Raw genomic sequence first — 21548 nt, 5'->3', positions numbered from 1 at the left:
AGCACCACCGCCGAGACCTCGCAGAGCCAGGCCCGATCCGGGCTCTGTTTGGCCTGCGTGATGACCTGCCTGGACAACTCGGCGTCCGAGACGTAGGGCAGGCCGGCCTCGTGAGCTTCCCGACGTGCGCGCAGCCCGTCGTTGAACACCACCCGCGCACACCCGAACGCCCGCGCCAGTTCGATCTGCTGACGGGGCGTCGGGTAGACGCGGAAGTTGTAACGCAGCTGCACACCGGTGACCGTGCCACAGGCGTACGACAAGACACTCACACACCCGGGGGAGGGGTCCCGACGTCTATCCGCCTTGACGGCGGATAGACGGACCCTGTCCCGCTACGCGGGAAGGTCCGCTTCACCCCCGGCCTGAAGGCCGGAGCACTACGGACGATCCCGGTAGCCCTGGAGTCCTTCTGCGGCTGTGAGAACTCAGTAGGCCATGTCCATGACCGATCGGACCTGCTGGAGGGTCTGTTCCGCGATCTGATTCGCACGAGCGTTGCCTTCGAGGAGGACCTGACGCAGATAGCCGGGGTCGGTGGCGATGGCTTGGCGCCGCTTCCGGAGTGGTCGCAGGTACTCGTTGATGGCCTCGGTGACGAGGGCCTTGAGCGCGGCGGCACCGCGGCCGCCGATCTCCTCGGCAAGGTCCTGCGGTGCTCGTCCGGTGCACAGCGCGGCTATGAGTAGCAGGCTGGCCACTTCAGGGCGGCGGTGAGGTTCATAGCTGACGGTCCGTTCGCCGTCGGTCTTGGCGCGACGGATGAGCCGCGCCGTGCGGTCTTCGTTGTCGCGCAGCTCGACCGCGTTGTCACGGCTCTTGCTCATCTTGGTCCCGTCGACGCCGAGCAGCAGCGGTGCGTCGCTGATCAGTGCGTCTGGCGCCGGGAAGACCTCGGCTCCGGCGGCGAAGCGTTCGTTGAACCGGCGGGCGATGAGCCGGGTCATCTCCACGTGAGGAAGCTGGTCTTTGCCGACCGGGACGAGGTTGCCTCGGCAGAAGAGGATGTCGGCGGCCTGATGGACGGGGTAGGTGAACAGCAGGCCGCTCAACGCGCGTCCGCCTGCCGCCTCGGCCTCTGCCTTGACCGTAGGGTTGCGGTGCAACTCGGCGACGCTGACGAGGCTGAGAAACGGCAGCATCAGCTGGTTGAGGGCGGGTACCGCGCTGTGGGTGAAGATGGTCGCGGTTGTCGGATCGACGCCTGCGGCGAGGTAGTCAAGGAGAAGCTCTCGCACGTTGCCAGACAGGTTGCCGACGCTGTCGCGGTCGGTGATGACCTGGTAGTCGGCGATGACGAGGAACACCTCGACACCGGCGCGTTGCAAGCGGACCCGGTTGGCGAGGGTTCCGAAGTAGTGCCCGAGGTGCAGTGGGCCGGTGGGCCGGTCCCCGGTCAATACGCGGAATCGATCGGGATGCTCGGCGATTTCGTGCTCAAGCTGGGCGCTGCGGTTGGCGACGACAGCGAAGGAGTCGTCGGCGACAACGGTCACGGGTATCTCCCGGAGGTTGGGAGCCACCTTCGCCGTCACGGTCGCGCTGCCAGAGTATGTGCGCCGCCGAGCCGCCCGAAGGCGGCTCAAGACAGGATCAGGTCACGGCCGCCGGAAGGACGGCCACCACCAGGTGCGGGAAGCGTGCAGCACGACACAGATCATACCGGTAGCAGGGCGCGACCCCCATCCCCGATCTGCTCGCGTTGAAGCGGCGGGGGCCGGTACGGCGTCGGCGGCGAGACAACTCAACCGGGCCAGACGCAGCGCGCGGGCACGATCGCGAGCGGGCAGCGCGCCCGCCCGATCAGGGCGCCGGTGACCGACCCGAGCAGCATCCCGCTGAGGCCGGCGTGGCGGCGGGCGCTCACCACCATCAGCGCGGCGTCGGTACTCAGCTCGATCATGGCGTGGGCGGTGTTCGGGTTGTGTACCGCGCGCCGCTGCACCGGCACGTCCGGGTACCGGCTGGCCCAGCCGGCGAGCGCCTCGGCCAGGAGCCGATCGACGTCGTCGTCGGCCGCCCGGGCGTCGTAGGCGAACGGGTCGAGCGTGCTGAGCGCCTCGCCGGGAAGCCCGGCCCAGATGTGTACGCCGCACAGCGGTACGCCCCGGACCAGCGCCTCGGCGAAGGCGTACTCGACGACCGTCGGCTCCTCCGCCTCCTCGTCGATGCCGAGCAGGACCGGGCCGGTCAGCGCCGCGCGCCCGGCCGGGTCGATGATGACCGGGCAGCCGGCGTGCGCGGCCACCCGTACGCCGATCGGATCAGCGACCTGCGGCGAGGAGCCGATGCCGGCAGCACCGGTGGCCACCACGACGAGATGGGCGGCGCGGGAGCGTTCGACGAGCGCGTCGGCCAGGTCTCCGGGTACCGTTTCGCGCTCGATCGGAAGCGCCGGATGGTCGTCCCGGATCGCACCGACCGCGGGCTCGGGATCGGCCGCCAGTAACCGCAGTGACCGCCGGTGCAGTACGGCCTCCGCGGCGGCCAGCCGGGCCGCGGCGAGCCCGGCGGCTGAGTCGTCGACGCCGACCACGACGGGCCGGGATCCACTGCCCACATGGCGATCACCCAGCATCACGATCATCCCGATACCGGTAGGCGCTCGGCGGCTCGACGGTCGAGAAGCGCACCCAGTACGTCCTCGCGCAGCCGCTGCAGCGCCGGGCTGATCGTCGGCTCCGGCGTGCTCGGGTCGTACACCCGGCGGGTCGGTTCGGGTAGGCGGGCCAGGTCGTCGTCGAACCGGTGACGCGCCGCGGCGACATCGTCCGCCGGGCCGTACTCGTCGGTGGTGGCCAGGCGTTGGCCGACCGCCATGACGGGGCGCAGCAGCAGGGTGTGTCCGGGCGGCGCGACCTCGGTCCGCAGGCCGATGACATCCGCGCCGCCGCCAGCACCGCGAAAGACCTGCTTGGCCCCGGGCAGGGTGACCTTTCCAGGCGACAGCTTCATGACCGGCCGGTCGCCGAAAGTGACCAACTTGTACGCGCTGTCGAGGTACGGCGCGTCGGCGGACACGCCCATCCTGGTGCCGACGCCGTACGCGTCGATCGGCGCGCCCGAGCCGACCAGGTCGGCGATGGCGTACTCGTCGAGCCCGCCGCTGGCCACGATGCGGGCATCGGTCAGCCCTTCCCGGTCGAGGAGTTGACGGGCGGCGACGGCGAGCCGGGCGAGATCGCCGGAGTCGAGGCGTACCCCGATCGGGCCGGACAGGCGCAGTTGCCGGGTCACGTCGATTGCGGTGCGTACACCGCCGAGGGTGTCGTACGTGTCGACGAGGAAGACCGTGTCGGTGGGGTAGTCGGTGGCGAACGCGGCGAAGGCGCTGCGCTCGTCCGGGAACGACTCCACGTACGAGTGCGCCATCGTGCCGGTGACCCGCAGCCCGTACCGGCGGCCCGCCTCCGTGTTGCTCGTCGCGGCGAATCCGACGATCGCCGAGGCCCGCGCGACGGCCATCGCCGCCTCCAGGCCGTGGGTACGCCGGAAGCTGAAGTCGACCAGGTCGGCGCCGCCGGCGGCCAACCGGCAGCGGGCGGCCTTGGACGCGATCGCGGTCTGGTGGGTGACGATGTTGAGCAGAGCTGTCTCCACGAGCTGGGCCTCCGCGGCCGGGGCGGTGACCTCGAGCAGCGGCTCGCCGGCGAAGACCATCCGGCCCTCGGGTACGGCCCACACATCGCCGGTGAACCGCAGGTCACGCAGGGCCTGTACCGCGTCGTCCGGCAGGCTCCGGCTGGTACGCAGGTAGTCCAGCTCGGCGTCGTCGAAGTCGAAGCGCTCCAGGAACGTCAGCGCGTCGGCGAGGCCGGCGGCGACGAGGAATCCCCGCTCGGGCGGCAGCGCCCGGATCACCAGGCTGAAGGTGGCCGGCCCGACCAGGCCGCGACGCAGGTAGCTCGCCGCCATCCGCAGCTCGTACAGGTCCGTGTAGAGCCCCGACATGGTCATGATCCGCGCGCCGCCGCGGCCTGGGCCAGCAGCGCCGTCACGTCCGCGTCGGTGGTCGCGCTGAAGTCCTCGTAGTACTGGCCGACGGCCTGGAAGCCGGCGGGCTGCTCGACGCAGATCACCTCGTCGGCGGCGTCCGCCATCGCCGCGACGGCGTGGGGCGACCCCACCGGTACGGCGAGGACGACCCGGTCGGCGCCCTGCGCTCTCGCCACTCCGCAGGCGACACGGGCCGTCGCCCCGGTGGCGATGCCGTCGTCGACCACGATCGCGGTCCGGCCGGCCAGGTCGACGCGGGGCCGGTCGCCGCGCAGGCGCTCGACCCGCCGGTCGAGCTCGCCCCGGGCGGCGGCGGCCGCGGCCGCCAACTCGCTCGGCTCGACCTGGGCGGCCTGCACCACGGCGGTGTTGACGATGGTGGCGCCGTTCTCGCCCACCGCCCCCATCGCGAGCTCGGGCTGCCACGGCACGCCGATCTTGCGTACGACGATCACGTCGAGCGGCGCGTCGAGGGCGCGTGCGACCTCGAACGCGACCGGTACACCGCCCCGCGGTAGGCCGAGGACCACGACGTCGCTTCCGGCCAGGTGCGTCAGCGCGAGCGCCAGCCGTCGCCCCGCCTCGACGCGGTCGCTGAATGGCACGTCGGTCCTTCCCGTTCAGTCGTCCCGGTCCAGCCTGCACCACGGTTCCCCAAGATCAGCAGGGGAGAAGGTCCCTGGAACCGGGACCAACGCCGGTGCGGTCGACGGCGCCCGGCGGCGTGGGGGCGGCGTGGGTGAAGGCCCGAGCGGCCGAGGGGAGCGTCAACCACGCGGTGCGGGACGACGGGAGGCTTCCGTCGGGCGGGACAGCCAGGCATCGGGCTCCGTCGCGGCGCGATGCCTGCCGACGTGCTCGCGGGCGGTCGGCGGCGGCGGTGCGGATGCGCCGACCGGAGGTACGTAGACGCGGGCGTCGACGGCCTCGGCCAGGACGAGCGCGGCGACGTGGCTGGTCGGGCGTTCCGCCGGAGCTTCGTTCAGGCAGTCGGTACAGAGGTCGGCAGCCTCGGGCGCCAGCCCGGCGATGGCCGGCAGCGGGGCCGGGCGACCGTACCGGTGCGCCTCCAGCATCCGGGTCGGGGTGTCGCACGGCCACGGCAGCCGGCCGGTGAGGCACTCGTACAGGAGCACACCCACGGAGTACATGTCGGTGGCCGGCGTCGCCGGTCCGCCGCTGATCCGTTCCGGTGCGAGATAGGCGGGCGTCCCGAGTACGGTGCCGTCGGGCTGTTGATCGCACTGCCCGGCCGACGTCGCGATGCCGAAGTCGAGGACCTTCACCCCGGACGGGGTGAGCATGATGTTGGCCGGCTTGATGTCGCGGTGCACGATGCCGTGGCTGTGCGCGGCGGCCAGGCCGGCGCTGACCTCGGCGCAGATCCGTACCGCGATGTCCCAGTCCAGCGGCCCCGCGGCCAGGTGCTCGGCCAGCGTCGCGCCCTCGACGAGCTCCATCACGATGTACGGCCCCGGCCGCCCGGCCGGCCCGGCCGCGGCTCTCCCGAAGTCGAAGACGCCGGCCACGTTGGGGTGGATGAGCTGCGCCGCGGAGCGGGCCTCGGCGCGGGCCGCCTCGGCGACGGGATCCGACGCGACAGGGTCCGACGCGACGAGGTCCGGCGCCATGGTGTAGCGGACGCGCGCGTGACGGGGCGGTAGATGACGGACGGCGGCCTCGGGAGTGAGCAGCTTCACCGCAACCGGCCGGGCGAGCACGCGGTCGTACCCGCGCCACACCTCCGACATTCCGCCCACACCGATGCGCTGTTCGAGCTGGTAGCGCCCGCCCAGCATCCGCACCCGCCGCTCTCCTTGCCGTCGATCCCTGTGTCGGCCGTTTACCCGGACCAGGGGTGGGACAAACGACAGGGCTGCGTGATGTGCCGCTCTGCTGCTGCGCTGCCTCGCCCGGAGCCACCCTCGGTTTGCCGCTCACGGCGCCTGCTGGCGTAGCGACACCCCCACGCGTGCGTCTTACGAACGAGTGTGCATGAAGCGAACAAAGCTGCGTCACATTCCGCGTCAGCGGTCAACCCGGTCGATGTCCCGGCGCCGCCTGCTCGCCACTCGCTACTCATCTGCCACGCGCTGGCTGGCTTGCCGGCCGGTCTGCCGGAGGGGTCGAGCAGGGAGCCGGGTGCGTTGACGAGGCGCGCAATTCGCCGTATTGTGCGCTAGCAGAACGGGCGTTCGCGCAGCGAACAAGTTGATCTACCGCTGTCCCGGTGATCCCTGACCCGTCACCCTGTTCCCGTGACCCACGGAGTGCCGCCGATGGCTGAGATCGTCCCGCTCGCCGACGCCGTGTCCGAACTCGTGCGCGACGGTGACACCGTCGCGATGGAGGGCTTCACGCACCTCATCCCGTTCGCGGCCGGCCACGAGATCATCCGCCAGCGTCGCCGTGACCTGACCCTGGTACGGATGACCCCCGACGTCATCTACGACCAGCTCATCGGTGCCGGTTGCGCCCGCAAGCTGGTGTTCTCCTGGGGCGGCAACCCCGGCGTCGGCTCGCTGCACCGGTTCCGCGACGCGGTACAGAACTCCTGGCCGGTGCCGCTGGAGATCGAGGAGCACAGCCACGCCGGCATGGCCAACCGGTACGTGGCCGGCGCCGCCGGCCTGCCGTTCGCCGTGCTGCGCGGCTACACCGGCACCGACCTGGCCGAGCAGACCGAGACCATCAAGCCGATCACCTGCCCGTTCACCGGCGAGGTGCTGACCGCGGTACCGGCGCTGCGCCCCGACGTCGCGGTCGTGCACGCCCAGCGGGCCGACCGCGACGGCAACGTGCAGATGTGGGGCATCACCGGCGTCCAGAAGGAGGCCGTGCTCGCGTCCAGTCGCAGCCTGGTGACGGTCGAAGAGGTGGTCGACACCCTGGAGCCCCTGCCGGGTGCGGTGGTGCTGCCGTCGTGGGTCGTCACCAAGGTGTCGGTCGCGCCGAACGGTGCCCACCCGTCGTACGCCCAGGGCTACTCGGTGCGCGACAACGAGTACTACCAGGCGTGGGACGCCATCAGCCGGGACCGCGACAGCTTCCAGCGGTGGCTGGACGAGTCGGTCTTCGCCACGGCCGCGTCGGCCTGATCCGGAGAACGGAGAGAGATGACCGAGGTTACCGCCGCTCCGGACTGGAGCGCCGACGAGATGATGACGGTGGCGGCCTCGCGCGCCCTGCGCGACGGCGCCGTCTGCTTCGTCGGTATCGGACTGCCCAGCACCGCCGCCAACCTGGCCCGCCGTACGACCGCGCCCGGGCTGGTGCTGGTCTACGAGTCCGGCACCATCGGCGCCAAGCCCGACTACCTGCCGCTGTCCATCGGTGACGGGATCCTGGCCGACACCGCCGACTCGGTGGTGAGCGTGCCCGAGATCTTCAACTACTGGCTGCAGCCGGGCCGCATCGACGTCGGCTTCCTCGGCGCGGCACAGCTCGACCGGTACGGCAACATCAACACCACCGTGATCGGTGGCGACTACGCCAACCCGAAGGTACGGCTGCCCGGCGCGGGCGGGGCTCCGGAGATCGCCGCCTCCTGCCGCGAGGTGATCGTGGTGGTCCGGCAGAGCAAGCGCACCTTCGTCGACCGGGTCGACTTCGTCACCAGCGTCGGCTTCGGCGCCGGCCCCGGTGACCGGGAGCGGTACGGGCTACGCGGCGGCGGTCCCCGTACCGTCATCACCGACCTCGGCGTGATGGAGCCCGACCCGGTCAGCTGCGAGCTGACCCTCACCCGCCTGCACCCCGGCGTGACCGTCGAGCAGGTACGCGAGGCGACCGGCTGGGAGATCGCGGTCGCCGACGACCTGGGCACCACCGAGCCGCCTACGCCTGCGGAGCTGACCATCCTGCGCGAACTCGAGAAGACCAAGGGGGGCAAGCGATGAGCCAGGACGTGTTCATCCTGGACGCCGTCCGTACCCCGATCGGCCGGTACGGCGGCGCGCTCGCCGACCAGCGCCCCGACGACCTGGCGGCGACCGCGGTACGGGCGCTGGTCGACCGGACCCCCGACCTCGACCCGGCCCGCATCGACGACATCGTGCTCGGCGACGCCAACGGCGCCGGCGAGGACAACCGCGACGTCGCCCGGATGGCCGGCCTGCTGGCCGGGCTGCCCACGTCGGTGCCGGGTGCGACCGTCAACCGGCTGTGCGGCTCCGGCCTCGAAGCCGTCATCGGCGCGAACCGGGCCATCGCGGTCGGCGACGCGTCGCTGTGCATCGCCGGCGGCGTGGAGTCGATGAGCCGGGCGCCGTGGGTGATGCTCAAGCCCGAGCGCGGGTACCCGCGCGGGCACGAGACGCTGCACTCGACCACGCTCGGCTGGCGGATGGTCAACCCCAACATGCCGTCGGAGTGGACCGTCGCGCTGGGGGAGGGCGCGGAGATCCTCGCTGACAAGTACGGCATCGGCAGGGAGGCGCAGGACGCCTTCGCGCTGCGCAGCCACCAGAACGCGGCGGCGGCCTGGGAGGCCGGGCGCTTCGCCGACGAGGTGATCGACGTCCCCGGCGCCGACCTGTCCCGTGACGAGTCGATCCGGGCCGACAGCACGCTCGCCGGGCTGGCCAAGCTCAAGCCGGTGTTCCGCCCCGACGGTACGGTCACCGCCGGCAACGCGTCGCCGCTCAACGACGGCGCCGCGGCGCTGCTGCTGGCCGACCGGGCCACCGCCGACTCACTCGGCCGCGCCCCGCTGGCCCGCATCGCCGCCCGCGCGGTCTCCGGCGTCGACCCGCACCTGTTCGGCATCGGCCCGGTCGAGGCGGCCCGTACCGCGCTGGCCCGCGCCGGCATCGGCTGGGGCGACCTGTCGGTCGTCGAGCTCAACGAGGCGTTCGCCGCGCAGTCCCTGGCCTGCCTGGCCGAGTGGCCCGACCTGGACCCGGCCATCGTCAACGTCAACGGCGGCGCGATCGCGATCGGACACCCGCTGGGCTGCTCCGGAGCCCGCATCCTAGGCTCACTTGCCTGGGAACTGCACCGCCGCGGCGGAGGCTGGGGCCTCGCTGCCATCTGTATCGGCGTCGGCCAGGGCCTGGCCGTCGTGCTGGAAGCGTAAGGGAGCGCCACGTGACCGAGTCCGTGAGAACACCCAGCGGCCTGCTGTTGCCGCGCTACGAGCGCCCGCTCGGTGTACACCCCGAGCTGCTCAGCCCGGAGTACCGCTCGACCGTGCTGCGCGCGCCGTCGAAGCCGCTGGTCCTGCTGCCGCACAACCTCACCGAGATCACCGGCCCGCTGCTGGGCTCGGACCGGATCTCCGAGACCGACAACGACCTCACCCGCCAGCACGACGGCGAGCCGGTCGGGCAGCGGATCATCGTGCACGGGCGGGTGCTCGACAGCGACGGCCGCCCGGTCCCCGACACCCTGCTGGAGATCTGGCAGGCCAACGCGTCCGGCCGGTACAAGCACGTGGTCGACGACTGGCCGGGGCCGCTGGACCCCAACTTCACCGGCGTCGGCCGCACGGTCACCGACTCCCTGGGCCGCTACCGGTTCACCACCGTCAGGCCCGGTGCGTACCCGTGGAAGAACCACCACAACGCCTGGCGTCCGGCGCACATCCACTTCTCGCTGTTCGGGCGGGCGTTCACGCAGCGCCTGGTCACCCAGATGTACTTCCCGGACGACCCGCTGCACCAGTACGACCCGATGCTGATCACGGTACGCGACGAGAAGGCGCGCAACCGGCTCATCTCCCGCTTCGACATGGAGACGACGGAGCCGGAGTGGGCGCTGGCGTACGAGTTCGACATCGTGCTGCGCGGTTCGGACGCTACCCCGATGGAGGACCCTCACGATGACGACGACGAGTGAGCGCCTGGGCCTGACCCCGTCCCAGACCGTCGGCCCGTACCTGTCCATCGGCCTGACCTGGGAAGACGGCCCGTACGTGGTGCCCGAAGATACGCCGGGCAGCATTCTGGTCACCGGCCGGGTGTACGACGGCCAGGGCCAGCTGGTGACCGACGGGCTCGTCGAGACCTGGCAGGCCGACCCCGACGGCCGGTTCGCCCACGCCGACGACCCGCGTGGTGCCGTGGAGTCCCAGCTGCCGGGCTTCCGCGGCTTCGGCCGCTGCAACACCGACGCCGACGGCAGTTTCCGCATCGTCACCGTCAAGCCGGGCCCGCTGCCCACCCCGGACGGCGACACCGAGGCGCCGCACCTCAACGTGTCGGTCTTCGCGCGCGGCCTGCTCGACCGCGTCGTGACCCGGCTGTACTTCCCGGACGAGGCGGAGGCGAACGCGGCCGACCCGGTCCTGAACGCCGTCGATCCCGACCGGCGGGCCACCCTCATCGCCGAGGCGACCCCCGACGGGTACCACCTCGAGATCCGCCTGCAGGGCGAGAACGAGACCGTCTTCTTCGATGTCTGACGGCTCGCTGTCTGGCGGTTCGCTTTTTGGGCCCATGTTCGGTGATCCCGGCGTGGACGCGGCGACCGGCGACCGGGCCTGGCTGCAGGCGCTGCTGGACGTCGAGGCCGGGCTCGCCCGCGCCGAGGCACGGGCCGGGCTGGTACCGCAGGCCGCCGCCGAGGCGATCACGGCGGCCTGCGTCGCCGACCGGTTCGACCCGGCCGACCTGGCCCGCCGGGCCGTCGGCTCGGCCACCGTGGTCATCCCGCTCGTCGAGGACCTGCGCGGGCTGGTCGGCGGCGAGGCGCGCAACTACGTGCACGCCGGCGCCACCAGCCAGGACATCGTCGACAGCGCGATGTCCCTGGTCGCCAAGCGCGCGTCGGCGGTGATCGAGTCCCACCTCGCCGCCTGCGCGGACCGGCTCGCGGCCCTCGCCGACGAGCACCGCCACACCGTCCAGATCGGACGGACCCTGCTCCAGCAGGCGCTGCCCACCACGTTCGGCGTGGTCTGCGCCGGCTGGCTCGTCGCCCTGGACGAGGCCCGTACCGGCCTCGCCCGGGTCCGCGCCGAGCGGCTGGCGGTCCAGCTCGGCGGCGCGGTCGGCACCCTCGCCTCGCTCGGCGAGCACGGCCCCCGGGTAGCCGACCTGCTCGCCGACGAACTGGGCCTGGCCACGCCCACGCTGCCGTGGCACACCGCGCGCGGGCGCGTCGCCGAACTGGCCGCGGCGCTCGGCGTGGTGGCCGGCGCCCTCGGTACGGTCGCGCTCGACGTCACGCTGCTGTCGCAGACCGAGGTCGCGGAGGTGGCCGAGGGCACTGGCGGCGGGTCGTCGGCCATGCCGCACAAGCGCAACCCGGCCCGCTCGGTCCTGGTCAACGCGTGCGCGCACCGGGTACCGGGCCTGGTGGCGACCGTCTTCGCCGCGCTGCCGCAGGAGGCCCAGCGGGCCGCCGGGCGGTGGCAGGCCGAGTGGGAGACCGTCACCGAGCTGCTCCGGCTGACCGGGGGTGCCGCCGGCCACACCCGGGCGCTCCTGGCCGACCTGCGGGTGGATCCGGTACGGATGCGGGCCAACCTGGACGCGGGTGGCGGGCTGACGATGGCCGAGAGCGCGGTCGGGCGGCTGGCCGGCGCGATGGGCCGCGAGCGGGCCCGGGCCGCCGTCACGGCCGCCTCGAAGCTGGCCCGTGAGTCCGGCGGTACCTTGCGCGACGCGCTGCTGGACGACCCCGAGGTTCGGGCCGCGGTCGGCAGCGACGAATTGGACGCCGCGCTCGAGCCGGCCTCGTACCTCGGCGCCGCCGAGGTGTTCGTCGACCGCGCGCTGCGGGCGCACTTCTCCTGGAAGGAAACCTCATGACGGCCCGTCTCGGGTACGAGTTGAGCGGGCCGGAGGACGCCCCGCTCCTGGTTCTCGGCGGTTCCCTCGGCACGACGCGGGCGATGTGGCGCCCGCAGGTGGCCGAGCTGGCCGGCCGCTGGCGCGTCCTGGCCTTCGACCACCGCGGGCACGGCGCCTCCGAGGTGCCCACCGGCCCGTACACCCTCGACGAGCTGGGCGCCGACGTGCTGGCCCTGCTGGATGAGGTCGGCGCCGACCGGGTGTCGTACGCCGGGCTCTCGCTCGGCGGGATGATCGGTATGTGGCTCGCCGCGCACGCGCCGGAGCGCATCGACCGGCTGGCGCTGCTGTGCACCTCGGCGTACCTGCCCCCGGCCGACGGCTGGCTGGAGCGGGCCCGGCTGGTACGCGAGGGCGGCACCGCGGGCGTGGCCGAGTCGGTGGCGACCCGCTGGTTCACCCCGCCGTTCGCCACGGCCCAGCCGGACACCGTGCGGGACCTGGTCAAGGGGCTCACGGAGGTACCGGCGGAGGGGTACGCCGGCTGCTGCGAGGCGATCGCGGCGATGGACCTGCGGCCGGTACTTTCGCGGATCGGCGCGCCGACCCTGGTGATCGCGGGCGCCGACGACCCGGCGACACCCGTGGCGCACAGCGAGACGATCGTCGCCGGGGTGCCGGAGGCGCGGCTCGCGGTCGTGGAGCCGGGGGCGCACCTGGCCAGCGTCGAGCAGGCGGCCGAGGTCAACCGGCTGCTCACTGAGCATTTCAGCAACTGAGCGCATTTCAGCAACTGAGCGCCTTTCAGTAACTGAGCAACTGACGGGAGAGCGGGATGTCCGACACGTACAGCGACGGCATGACGGTGCGCCGGGCGGTCCTCGGCGACGAGCACGTCGACCGGGCCATCGCGCGCACCGACGGGTTCACCGCGGACTTCCAGGACCTCATCACCCGGTACGCCTGGGGTGAGATCTGGACCCGCGACGGCCTGGACCGGCGCACCCGCAGCTGCATCACGCTGTCGATCCTCGCGGCGCTGGGCCACGAGAACGAGCTGGCGATGCACGTGAAGGCGGCGCTGCGCAACGGGCTGACCCGCGACGAGATCAAAGAGGTCCTGCTCCAGGTCGCGATCTACGCCGGGGTGCCGGCCGCGAACACCGCCTTCGCGGTGGCGCAGCGGGTGCTCGCCGACATCCCGGACGCTCCGTGACAGAGGCCCCGGTCCGCGACTCGGACTTCGTCCAGTCGATGGAGCGGGGACTCGCGGTGATCCGCGTTTTCAACGCCGACAACCCGGAGTTGACGCTCAGCGAGGTGGCCACGGCGACCGGCCTCACCCGAGCCGCGGCGCGGCGGTTCCTGCACACGCTGGTCCAGCTCGGCTACGCGCGTACCGACGGGCGCCGGTTCTCGCTGCGCCCCAGGATCCTGGAGCTCGGGTACTCGTACCTGTCCAGCCTGTCGCTGCCCGAGGTCGCGCTGCCGCACATGGAGCAGCTCGTGGCGGCTGTCCACGAGTCGTGCTCGATGTGCGTGCTCGACGGCGACGACATCGTCTACGTCGCCCGGGTGCCGACCAAGCGCATCATGCGGATCGCGATCAGTGTCGGTACCCGGTTCCCGGCGTACGCCACCGCCATGGGGCGGGTCCTGCTGGCAGGCCAGTCCGACGAGTGGCTCGACGGGTACCTGTCCTCGTCGACGCTGCCGGCGAGGACCGCGCGCACCATCACCGAGCCGGGACGCCTGCGTGCCGAACTGGCGCGGGTGCGCCGGCAGGGCTGGGCGCTGATCGACCAGGAGCTGGAGGAGGGGCTGCGCTCGATCGCGGTACCGGTCCGGGGTGGTGACGGCCGGGTCGCGGCGGCGGTCAACGTCTCGGTGCACGCGAGCCGGGGTCCTGCCGAGGACGTGTGCCGGGAACTCCTGCCGCCGCTGCTCGACACGGCGCGCCTGATCGAGCAGGACCTGCGGCTGCCTGCGTCGATCTAGCCCTGCCCGCGTCCCGGGTCGCGTCTCCCGACTGCCGCACCCGCCTCCCGACCGGCAATCGCGGCGGACGCCGGCACTGACCTGCGTGAATGAGAATGTCATACGCGCGTCATACAGTGCTACCATGATGATCGTCTGGTCCCGCGACGCGATGCGCCTGGTCGAGGAGATGGGCGTGCCGCCCACCGAGGTCAACCAGGCCGTGGGTGCGGAAGGTCGGCGTCTTCTTCTGCCCCTCGAGGGCGGCGACGGATGGCGGGTCATCACCGACGTGACCGGTCGTCTGGTCGAGGTCTGGCTGGTCCGGGCCGACGCGGACTGGTACGAGGTGATCGGCGCGTTCGATGCCGGCATGGACGGCAAGGCGCGGTGGCACAACGCGCGGGAGGGTGAGCTGCGATGAGGGCACGGGAGCTGATGGAACAGGCCCGCTCCGGGCAGCCGCTGGACGACTCCCACTTCGGCAAGGCGCGCGTGACCGACGAGCGGTTCGAGGTCAGCGAGGAGGTCATGGTCGGCAAGTCGGTGCGGGTGCCGATGTCGATGGTGGCCCGCATCGAGACCGTGGCCGAGAAGATGGGCAGCGACTGGAGCAAGACCGTGCGCCGGTGGATCGAGGAGGGCCTGGCGCGCGACGAGGGTACCGAGCAGGACCCGGCGGCGGAGCTGGCCAGTGCCGTGGCGCGGCTGCACACCGCCGCCGAGCGGGCGCAGCAGCTACTCGGGCAGCGACAGGGGAGAGCCGCCTAGTCCGTCATCCGACTGGGTTCACAGGCTTGCCAGTACCTTGGCGATCAATTGGCGCGCCGGCCGACCACGGTGGCTAACTCAGCGAGTTCCGCAAGGTCCTGAGCGCCCGGGTGGTCTGGCCGGTGACCGTGCCGACCGAGCAGTCGAGCAAGCGGGCGGTCTGCTCGACGCTGCAGTCGAGCCAGAACCGCAGCATGATGATCCTCCGCTGGCTTCGCCCCAGGCGGTTGACGGCCGCGAGCAGGGTGACCCGGTCGTCCGCCGGGTCATCCCAGGCGGCCGGCTCCGGCACGTTCACCCGCGTCAGCACCTCACGTGACCAGCGCAGGCGCCGATGCTCGCTCAGGTAGACGCGCAGCAGGACCTTGTGGCTGTAGGCGTTCAGTTGATCGTGTTGCGTCAACCTGTCCCACTGCTCGTACACCTTCTGCAGGGTGAGCTGCGTCAGGTCTTCCGCCTGATGCCAGTCGCCGCACATCCGGTAGGCCACCCGGTGCAGCCGCGCCCGGCTGCCACGCGCGTACGTCTCGAATTCATGATCGTATCGATGGCCGTTCAACACATCCCCCGTGAGATTGGCCGCCAAATGTCGTAGACGCCTCGACGCAATCTAAACAAGTAAGTCAATCGAGGGGCGTCAGTGATTCATGCCAAGACAGGACAGATGAGACTCGGATTGCAGAGTCTGAAAATTGATGTGGCGTGCAGCATTTGGCGGGGCTCGGCGCGTGTTGCTCTATGAAGTGCCACAGCCGATCCAATCGGAGGATGAAAGCATGCTGCACAGAACGCTGAAGATCGCGGCCACTGCGGCGGTCGTCGGAGCGACGGCGCTCATTCCGGCTGCGGCGGCGTCCGCCGCTCCGACGACCGCCGAGACCTTCCAGGCCCAGCTCGTCGTCACCGGCATCGACCAGCAGGTCGCGAACCGGAACGGGTACAAGGTAATCGTCAAGGACGGCAAGCTGGACACGGTCAAGGTGGCCAACCATCCGATCACGCAGGAGCCGGTGGTCACCACCATGGACAACCCTGTCGTGACCGGCAACTGCGGCACGTCGTTCCTCTACTACGCTGCTCAGGGCGGTCGCAAGGCACAGGTCTACACGGGTTTCGACCTGACCACCGCGGCGCCGATGTTCGCCTATGACTGGACCGTAGCGGTGACCGACAATATCGGCGTCGGCTCGAAGCCGTGGGGCGGCCCGCATGTCGGTTACAGCTGGGACGACACGTGGACGACGAGCCACGGAACCACGGGATACTCGTGGGCGCAGGTCACTAACGGTCATGCGTACCTGGCGGATGGCAGGACGTGTAACACGCTCGGACCGTGGCAGTCAACGAATTTGTACTGACCGGTATCCAGCACTGAGTAAGCGAATGAAACGACGGCTAATCGAAAGTTAATTGTGCCGGGCGAACCATGTGGTCCGCCCGGCACACGTACCCCGCATCTGATGCTGTGGTAAATTTTTGCCGTCGCTATTCTGACATGTGCCATCTCAATCCGCGCGGCGACAAAGGGGATCATCGTGCGATTCGATCAGGTGCCAAGTTGGCGGATCGCGGAGGATGAGGGGTGGGATCTTACGGCCGCCCTTTTCATTCGCGACGTTGCGGGACTACGAGACCGTGACCACGCCGCCGATCCTCCGGCTCTATCGCCGGCCGTCCCGACCGACCGCGAGCTGCGAGACTCGATCGACCCCTCCACGGCCGGGCGGGCCTGGCGTTCCTGGTGGTCGACGCTCCTGCGGGACCGGACGGCCGTCACTCCGCGTGATGATCCTCGTGCCCGCCTTCGATGGGCGGCGTCGGGCACGGCCTTCGGCGGCTGGTCGGAGGAGGTGTGGCGGTCCGCCTTCGCGTGGGCCGACCAGCGTAAGCGTGACCAGATCGAGCAGGTCGTCGCCCGTGCCGACCGTGCCCGCAACGACCGCCTCGCGGTGGGCCGTATCGTTGCCGCCGTGGTCGAGACGCTCGGCCGCCCCGCCCGTCCGTTCGATCTGACTATCACGACCCTCCCGGTGGCGGGCACCTGGACCCACCGGCCAGACGAGCACCAGGTGCTTGTCAGCGAGGCGCTCCGCGCCGACCCGGCGACGCTGGGAGACGTTCTACGGCCGGTCCTAGGTGAACTCGCCTGAGAGCTCCCGGTGCGACCGCCGTCGTGCAGCCCGCCACGGTGCGACAAGCCGAGGACGCGGCTTCCGATTCCGTACGGGGGAACGGCGCTTGACCACGCATTGATCCGATGAATAGTGTCGATGCGCTTCGATGAACGTGCGCGGCGGCGCGCCACCAAGCGGCGCGAGGGAGGCGGTTGGCCGTGGGACTCAAGCGACGTTCGCTGCTGGTGGCCGGGGGCGCCGCCCCGATCGTTCCGCTCGCTCTTGGCGGCGCGCCTGCGAGAGCGGCCACGGCCGATCATGGAACCGGCGACGGCGCGCGCAGCGTCGACCTCGCAGACGGATGGAAGTTCGCCCTGGTCAACCCGTTCGGGATCACCGACCCGACCGGGCAGTACGCGAACGCCCACGACCCCGGGTTCGACGACTCACACTGGCGCACCGTCGCCGTACCGCACGACTGGAGCATCGAGCACGATCCGGAGGTCGCGCCGGACACCGCCAGCGGTACCGGGTTCTTCCACGGCGGCCTCGGCTGGTACCGCAGGACGTTCACGCTGCCGAAGGCGTACACGGGCAAGCGGGTCAGCGTCGAGTTCGACGGCGTCTACATGGACTCGTACGTCTACGTGAACGGCCACCTCGTCGGCAACCACCCGTACGGCTACACCGGCTTCGCCTTCGACGCCACGCCCTGGGTCAAGACCGACGGCACGCCGAACGTGCTCGCGGTGAAGGTGCAGAACCGGCAGCCGAGCAGCCGGTGGTACTCCGGCAGCGGGATCTACCGGCGGGCGCGCCTGGTCGTGACCGACCCGGTCCACGTGCGGCGCTGGGGCACGTTCGTGACCACGCCCGACCTGGAGAAGACGATCACGTCGGGGTACGCGAACGTGCGCGTTCAGACGAGCATGGTCAACGAGGGCAGCAAAGCGGACCTGCGCGTCGTGTCGACCATTGAAGACGCCGCGGGCCGCACCGTCGGCCGGGCCGAGTCCTCGGCGGCCGGCGTCGGTCCCGAAGGGCACACCGACACGGTCGACATCACCGTGCGCCGCCCCACCCTGTGGTCGACCGAGAAGCCGTACCTCTACACGCTGCGGACCGACCTGATCTCAAACAACAAGACCCTCGACACGTACCGGACGACGTTCGGGATCCGGTACTTCCGCATCGATCCGAACGAGGGCCTGTTCCTCAACGGCAGGTACCTGAAGCTGCAGGGCGTCGACCTGCACCACGACCAGGGGGCGCTGGGCGCGGCGATCAATGTGGACGCTCTGACCCGTCAGATGACCATCATGCGGAGCATGGGCGTGAACGCCCTGCGTACCTCCCACAACCCGCCCGCGCCCGAGCTCATCGGCGTCTGTGAGCGGATGGGCATCGTCATGATGGTCGAGGCGTTCGACTGCTGGCAGCACGGCAAGAACACCTACGACTACGGCCGCTTCTTCGACGCCAACTGCGAGGCCGACATCACCGAGATGGTCAACGCCGCGCGGAACTCGCCGGCGGTCATCATGTGGTCGATCGGCAACGAGATCCCCGACTCCACCTCGACCGCCGGGCTGGCGATGGCGCAGCGGCTGATCGACGCGGTCAAGGCCGCCGACCCGACCCGGCCGGTCGTCATCGGCTCCGACAAGTACCGCGGCCTGCCCGCGCGCGGCTCGGCCGCCGACCTGATGCTCGCCAAGCTCGACGGCCTCGGCCTCAACTACAACACCGCCGGCTCGGTCGACGCGCTGCACGCGGCGTACCCGAACCTGTTCCTGTTCGAGTCGGAGTCCTCGTCGGAGACGTCCACGCGCGGGGTGTACCAGGAGCCGCAGCACCTCAACACCGGGGAGAACCACACCCCGGGCCGGCGGGGGACCTCGTCGTACGACAACAACCTCGCCTCGTGGACGATGAGCGGCGAGTACGGGCTGAAGAAGGACCGGGACCGCAGGTACTTCACCGGAGAGTTCCTGTGGTCGGGCATCGACTACATCGGGGAGCCGACCCCGTACGACGTCTTCCCGGTCAAGGCGTCCTTTTTCGGCGCCGTCGACACAGCCGGCTTCCCCAAGGACATGTACCACCTGTTCCGCAGCCAGTGGACCACGAAGCCGATGGTGCACCTGGTACCGATGAACTGGACCGACCACGAGCCCGGCGCGGTCGTCGAGGTCTGGGCCTACTCCAATGTGGACACCATCGAGCTGTTCCTCAACGGGGTGTCGCAGGGCGTGCGTACCTTCGACCGGAAGACGACGGTCGACGGGCGGTCCTATCTGGAGACCACGGAGGCCACCCACGACGACAAGACCGTCACCGTCGGCCCGTACCCGGGAAGCTACACCAGCCCCACCGGCAGCGCCGGAAAGCTGCACCTGACCTGGCGGGTACCGTTCGCACCAGGAAAGCTGGTCGCGGTGGCCCGCCGGGGCGGGGCCGAGGTGGCCCGCGACGAGCTGGTCACCGCCGGCCCGGCGTACGCGCTGCGCCTGACCCCGGACCGGAAGGTGATCGCCGCCGGGCGCAGGTCGCTGGTGTTTCTCACGGTGGAGGTCGTGGACGCGCACGGCGTGGTCGTACCGTCCGCCGACGACCTCGTCAGCTTCACCGTGACCGGCGGCCGGTTCGCCGGGGCCGACAACGGCCGGCAGGAGAGCGCCGAGAACTACCAGTCGCCGCAGCGGCACGCGTTCAACGGCAAGGCGCTCGCCATCGTGGAGGGCACCCGGCCGGGCGAGATCACCGTCACCGCCACCGCCGACGGGCTGCTGCCCGCGGTGGAGACGGTCCACTGCACCGACCGCACCGGCCACCAGGTGATCGGTCTCGACCCGGTCCGGCTGCGGGTGCCGCTCGGCGAACAGCCCCGGCTACCCCGTACCGTGCAAGCGGTCTCGGCGGACGGCTCGCAACGGGCCGTGTCGGTCGACTGGGGGCGGTTCCAGGTCCGGCGCGACCCAGGGGACTACACAGTAGACGGTGAAGTACCCGGCACCGACCTGCGGGCGCGGGCCGTCATCAGCGTGTACCGGCCGGCGAGCGTGGAGACCTGGTCCACCGCGGTACCGGTCGGGACCGCGCCGGCCCTGCCCGCGGCGCTGCGGGTCGCCCACAGCGATGGCGTCGAGCAGTTCGCGCCCGCCACCAACCTGGCGTCGGCCGGTTCCCCGACCCGGCCGGTGGCGGACGCGAGCTACTCCGGCGCACCCACCACGCTGCCGGCCGCGATGCTCGACGGCGACCCGGCCACCGGCTGGTCGAGCGCCTTCGACAAGGCGCCCACCGCACTGCTGCCGAGGTTCAACACCGCACGGCACCGCGACTGGGTATCGGTGAGCTGGGCGAACCCGCAGCGCTTCGGCACGATCAGGACGTCCTTCGTCACCAGCGCCACCTGCGCGCCGCCGGCCCGGATCGAGGTGACCTACTGGGACGGCACCCGCGAGGTCCCGGTCCGTGGGCTGACCGTCACTCCGGACGCGCTGACGTTCGAGCCGGTGACGACCACGCGGGTCAGGCTCACCATGACCAGCGCGTTCCCGGACACCGCGAAGGGGCACCTGCGGATCGCGTCCCTCGAGGTGATCGGGGACGCGGTCGGCCTCACCTGACCTGCGAGCCGGCCATCGCCCGTACGGGGACGCGCTGCACGTTCGCCATGACGAAGCCGCTGCGCGGGCGGGTCGGCATCCGGTTCAACGGGGCGTCCAGGTCCTGCGGCGGTACGTCGTAGCGCAGTTGGCACAGCTTGCGTACGGCCGTCTTCAGCAGTTCGGTCGTCACCCCCTCGCCAGCGCAGCGGTGGCTGGTGGCCGGGTCGCCGTCCCCGTGCGGGATCCAGGCGAGCTTGTCCGGCTTACGCCCGACGAACCGGTACGGGTCGAAGCGGTCCGGGTCGGTCCACGCCTCGGGGTCCCGGTCGGTGCCGAACACGTCCAGCATGACCTGGCGGCCCCGGGGGAACCGGCGGCCCAGCCAGACGAACTCCTGCCGTACCCGCGCGCCGAGCACCGGCGCGAACGGGTAGAACCGGCGCAACTCGTACCCGAAGGCCTCCACGAACGCCTCGTCGGCGTAGGCGAGGCGCCGGTGCCACTCGGGGTACGTGTGCATCGCCAGCGCGGCGAAGGTGACGAAGTAGGCGACCGCCACCGTCGGCCGTACCACGTTGAGCAGTTCGGTCGCGGCGACCCGCTCGTCGAGCGGCCGGCCGTCGGGGTCGCGGTGGCGGGCGATGACGTCGAGCGCGCTGCCCGCCGGCGGGTGCAGCCGACCGGCGCGGCAATCGGCGATCAACCGCCGGGCCCAGCGGTCGCTGCGGGTACGGGCCAGCCGGGCCCGCAGGTGCCGCAGCCCGATGCTGCCGAACCCGTCGACGATCGTCGCCAGGTCACGGGCCCGTCGCCCGGAGTCGACCCGCTCCAGCGGGATGCCGGCCCAGGCGAACGCCGCGGAGCCGAGGATCTGTACGGCCTCGTCGAACAGCACGATCCGGCTGGTCGGCGTCCAACGGTCGATCGCGGCGTCCCAGCGTCGCGCGGTGGCGGCGGCCAGGGCCGCGACCGCGTCCGGGGTCACCAGCGACAGGAACATCGCCTTGCGGTGGCGGTGGGCCTCGCCCTCGAGGAAGTGCACGGCGCCCTCACCGAACAGCGTCGTGCGGATCGGCCAGGGCACCAGCCTGGACTGCACGATCCTCGACCCGTCGTAGAACAGGCTGGTCGCGTCGCGGCCGGACATGAAGACGGTCCGCCGGCCGAGTACCCGGGTGTCGAAGGCGCGGGCGCGCCAGCGACGGTACCGGCGGGTGGTGAACGTGTACCCCTCGGCGAAGAACAGGAGGGTGCGGTCGAGGAAGCGCCGCGTCGGGATGGTGTTGCGCCTGACCTTGGGTGGGCGCTCGCCCTGCCTCTGCGTCGTCACGCGGTCGGCG

General features: G+C 71.2%; 22 protein-coding genes. 14 read left to right on the top strand and 8 right to left on the bottom strand.

The features are described from left to right. From Pme01_RS27585 to Pme01_RS27560, 6 genes are all read right to left on the bottom strand, one after another. Positions 1-233 (bottom strand): helix-turn-helix domain-containing protein (locus tag Pme01_RS27585; RefSeq protein WP_203935912.1); only part of this gene is annotated, 233 nt, incomplete at its 3' end. A 195-nt stretch (positions 234-428) separates the two neighbouring features. Further along, positions 429-1496, bottom strand: coding sequence for a tryptophan--tRNA ligase (trpS, locus tag Pme01_RS27580; RefSeq protein WP_239088503.1), 1068 nt, complete (start codon positions 1494-1496; stop codon positions 429-431). Between the two features lie 248 nt (positions 1497-1744). Further along, positions 1745-2560 (bottom strand): universal stress protein, encoded by an 816-nt coding sequence (locus Pme01_RS27575; protein ID WP_168117408.1) that lies wholly within the window; start codon positions 2558-2560, stop codon positions 1745-1747. Positions 2561-2583: 23 nt separating this feature from the next. Then, complete coding sequence (locus tag Pme01_RS27570) at positions 2584-3951, bottom strand: nicotinate phosphoribosyltransferase (protein WP_168117457.1); 1368 nt, start codon at positions 3949-3951, stop codon at positions 2584-2586. A gap of 2 nt (positions 3952-3953) precedes the next feature. After that, entirely contained in the window at positions 3954-4601 is a 648-nt protein-coding gene (locus tag Pme01_RS27565) for a phosphoribosyltransferase (protein ID WP_168117409.1), read from the bottom strand. A 162-nt stretch (positions 4602-4763) separates the two neighbouring features. Then, entirely contained in the window at positions 4764-5801 is a 1038-nt protein-coding gene (locus tag Pme01_RS27560) for a serine/threonine-protein kinase (protein WP_168117410.1), read from the bottom strand. A 474-nt stretch (positions 5802-6275) separates the two neighbouring features. Here Pme01_RS27560 and Pme01_RS27555 point away from each other — a divergent pair, with 474 nt between their 5' ends. From Pme01_RS27555 to Pme01_RS27505, 11 genes are all read left to right on the top strand, one after another. Next, positions 6276-7094, top strand: a complete 819-nt coding sequence (locus tag Pme01_RS27555; RefSeq protein WP_168117411.1) for a CoA transferase subunit A — start codon at positions 6276-6278, stop codon at positions 7092-7094. Between the two features lie 18 nt (positions 7095-7112). Continuing rightward, on the top strand, positions 7113-7895 hold the full coding sequence (locus Pme01_RS27550) for a CoA-transferase subunit beta (protein ID WP_168117412.1): 783 nt from the start codon (positions 7113-7115) through the stop codon (positions 7893-7895). Then, positions 7892-9073: a thiolase family protein gene (locus Pme01_RS27545; protein WP_168117413.1), complete on the top strand. Its 1182-nt coding sequence runs from the start codon at positions 7892-7894 to the stop codon at positions 9071-9073. The genes Pme01_RS27550 and Pme01_RS27545 overlap by 4 nt, the downstream gene beginning before the upstream one ends. 11 nt (positions 9074-9084) lie before the next feature. Next, on the top strand, positions 9085-9834 hold the full coding sequence (pcaH, locus tag Pme01_RS27540) for a protocatechuate 3,4-dioxygenase subunit beta (protein WP_239088502.1): 750 nt from the start codon (positions 9085-9087) through the stop codon (positions 9832-9834). Then, positions 9818-10399, top strand: a complete 582-nt coding sequence (gene pcaG / locus Pme01_RS27535; RefSeq protein WP_168117414.1) for a protocatechuate 3,4-dioxygenase subunit alpha — start codon at positions 9818-9820, stop codon at positions 10397-10399. The genes pcaH and pcaG overlap by 17 nt, the downstream gene beginning before the upstream one ends. A gap of 34 nt (positions 10400-10433) precedes the next feature. After that, complete coding sequence (gene pcaB / locus Pme01_RS27530; protein ID WP_239088501.1) at positions 10434-11750, top strand: 3-carboxy-cis,cis-muconate cycloisomerase; 1317 nt, start codon at positions 10434-10436, stop codon at positions 11748-11750. Continuing rightward, complete coding sequence (pcaD, locus tag Pme01_RS27525) at positions 11747-12511, top strand: 3-oxoadipate enol-lactonase (RefSeq protein WP_168117416.1); 765 nt, start codon at positions 11747-11749, stop codon at positions 12509-12511. Before pcaB ends, pcaD begins: the two co-directional genes overlap by 4 nt. 56 nt (positions 12512-12567) lie before the next feature. Next, positions 12568-12948 (top strand): 4-carboxymuconolactone decarboxylase, encoded by a 381-nt coding sequence (pcaC, locus tag Pme01_RS27520; protein ID WP_168117417.1) that lies wholly within the window; start codon positions 12568-12570, stop codon positions 12946-12948. After that, positions 12945-13730, top strand: coding sequence for an IclR family transcriptional regulator domain-containing protein (locus tag Pme01_RS27515; protein ID WP_168117418.1), 786 nt, complete (start codon positions 12945-12947; stop codon positions 13728-13730). Before pcaC ends, Pme01_RS27515 begins: the two co-directional genes overlap by 4 nt. 124 nt (positions 13731-13854) lie before the next feature. Then, positions 13855-14133, top strand: a complete 279-nt coding sequence (locus Pme01_RS27510; RefSeq protein WP_168117419.1) for a hypothetical protein — start codon at positions 13855-13857, stop codon at positions 14131-14133. Next, positions 14130-14480 carry a hypothetical protein gene (locus Pme01_RS27505; RefSeq protein ID WP_168117420.1) on the top strand — a complete coding sequence of 117 codons (351 nt, stop codon included), beginning with the start codon at positions 14130-14132 and terminating at the stop codon, positions 14478-14480. Before Pme01_RS27510 ends, Pme01_RS27505 begins: the two co-directional genes overlap by 4 nt. A gap of 73 nt (positions 14481-14553) precedes the next feature. On the opposite strand, the gene Pme01_RS27500 is transcribed toward Pme01_RS27505, so the two are convergent. Beyond that, on the bottom strand, positions 14554-15066 hold the full coding sequence (locus tag Pme01_RS27500; RefSeq protein WP_168117421.1) for a SigE family RNA polymerase sigma factor: 513 nt from the start codon (positions 15064-15066) through the stop codon (positions 14554-14556). Between the two features lie 190 nt (positions 15067-15256). Between Pme01_RS27500 and Pme01_RS27495 the strand changes: the two genes are divergently transcribed. The 3 genes from Pme01_RS27495 (at position 15257) to Pme01_RS27485 (ending at position 20226) form a co-directional block, all read left to right on the top strand. Further along, positions 15257-15838, top strand: a complete 582-nt coding sequence (locus Pme01_RS27495) for a hypothetical protein (protein WP_168117422.1) — start codon at positions 15257-15259, stop codon at positions 15836-15838. A gap of 177 nt (positions 15839-16015) precedes the next feature. Continuing rightward, the gene (locus Pme01_RS27490; protein WP_168117423.1) at positions 16016-16630 is read left to right on the top strand and encodes a hypothetical protein; all 615 of its coding nucleotides are present in this window, start codon (positions 16016-16018) and stop codon (positions 16628-16630) included. A 182-nt stretch (positions 16631-16812) separates the two neighbouring features. Next, positions 16813-20226 (top strand): glycoside hydrolase family 2 TIM barrel-domain containing protein, encoded by a 3414-nt coding sequence (locus tag Pme01_RS27485; protein WP_168117424.1) that lies wholly within the window; start codon positions 16813-16815, stop codon positions 20224-20226. Here the strand turns inward: Pme01_RS27485 and Pme01_RS27480 are convergent. Then, positions 20219-21538, bottom strand: coding sequence for a cytochrome P450 (locus Pme01_RS27480; RefSeq protein WP_168117425.1), 1320 nt, complete (start codon positions 21536-21538; stop codon positions 20219-20221). The two genes, Pme01_RS27485 and Pme01_RS27480, sit on opposite strands and share 8 nt — an antisense overlap. Positions 21539-21548: the final 10 nt, after the last annotated feature.

Source organism: Planosporangium mesophilum (genome assembly GCF_016863255.1).
GTDB lineage: Bacteria > Actinomycetota > Actinomycetes > Mycobacteriales > Micromonosporaceae > Planosporangium > Planosporangium mesophilum.
The sequence above is the reverse complement of the archived record's forward strand: the minus strand, read 5'-3'. Positions and strand labels throughout refer to the sequence as shown.

What these genes read in the sequence shown, in the direction of transcription:
- pcaD (WP_168117416.1), top strand. Translation starts at nt 11,747, where the DNA reads ATGACGGCCCGTCTCGGGTACGAGTTGAGCGGGCCGGAGGACGCCCCG.
- Pme01_RS27495 (WP_168117422.1), top strand. Translation starts at nt 15,257, where the DNA reads ATGCTGCACAGAACGCTGAAGATCGCGGCCACTGCGGCGGTCGTCGGA.
- pcaG (WP_168117414.1), top strand. Translation starts at nt 9,818, where the DNA reads ATGACGACGACGAGTGAGCGCCTGGGCCTGACCCCGTCCCAGACCGTC.
- Pme01_RS27555 (WP_168117411.1), top strand. Translation starts at nt 6,276, where the DNA reads ATGGCTGAGATCGTCCCGCTCGCCGACGCCGTGTCCGAACTCGTGCGC.
- Pme01_RS27545 (WP_168117413.1), top strand. Translation starts at nt 7,892, where the DNA reads ATGAGCCAGGACGTGTTCATCCTGGACGCCGTCCGTACCCCGATCGGC.
- pcaC (WP_168117417.1), top strand. Translation starts at nt 12,568, where the DNA reads ATGTCCGACACGTACAGCGACGGCATGACGGTGCGCCGGGCGGTCCTC.
- Pme01_RS27570 (WP_168117457.1), bottom strand. Translation starts at nt 3,951, where the DNA reads ATGTCGGGGCTCTACACGGACCTGTACGAGCTGCGGATGGCGGCGAGC.
- Pme01_RS27550 (WP_168117412.1), top strand. Translation starts at nt 7,113, where the DNA reads ATGACCGAGGTTACCGCCGCTCCGGACTGGAGCGCCGACGAGATGATG.
- Pme01_RS27510 (WP_168117419.1), top strand. Translation starts at nt 13,855, where the DNA reads ATGATGATCGTCTGGTCCCGCGACGCGATGCGCCTGGTCGAGGAGATG.
- pcaB (WP_239088501.1), top strand. Translation starts at nt 10,434, where the DNA reads ATGTTCGGTGATCCCGGCGTGGACGCGGCGACCGGCGACCGGGCCTGG.
- Pme01_RS27505 (WP_168117420.1), top strand. Translation starts at nt 14,130, where the DNA reads ATGAGGGCACGGGAGCTGATGGAACAGGCCCGCTCCGGGCAGCCGCTG.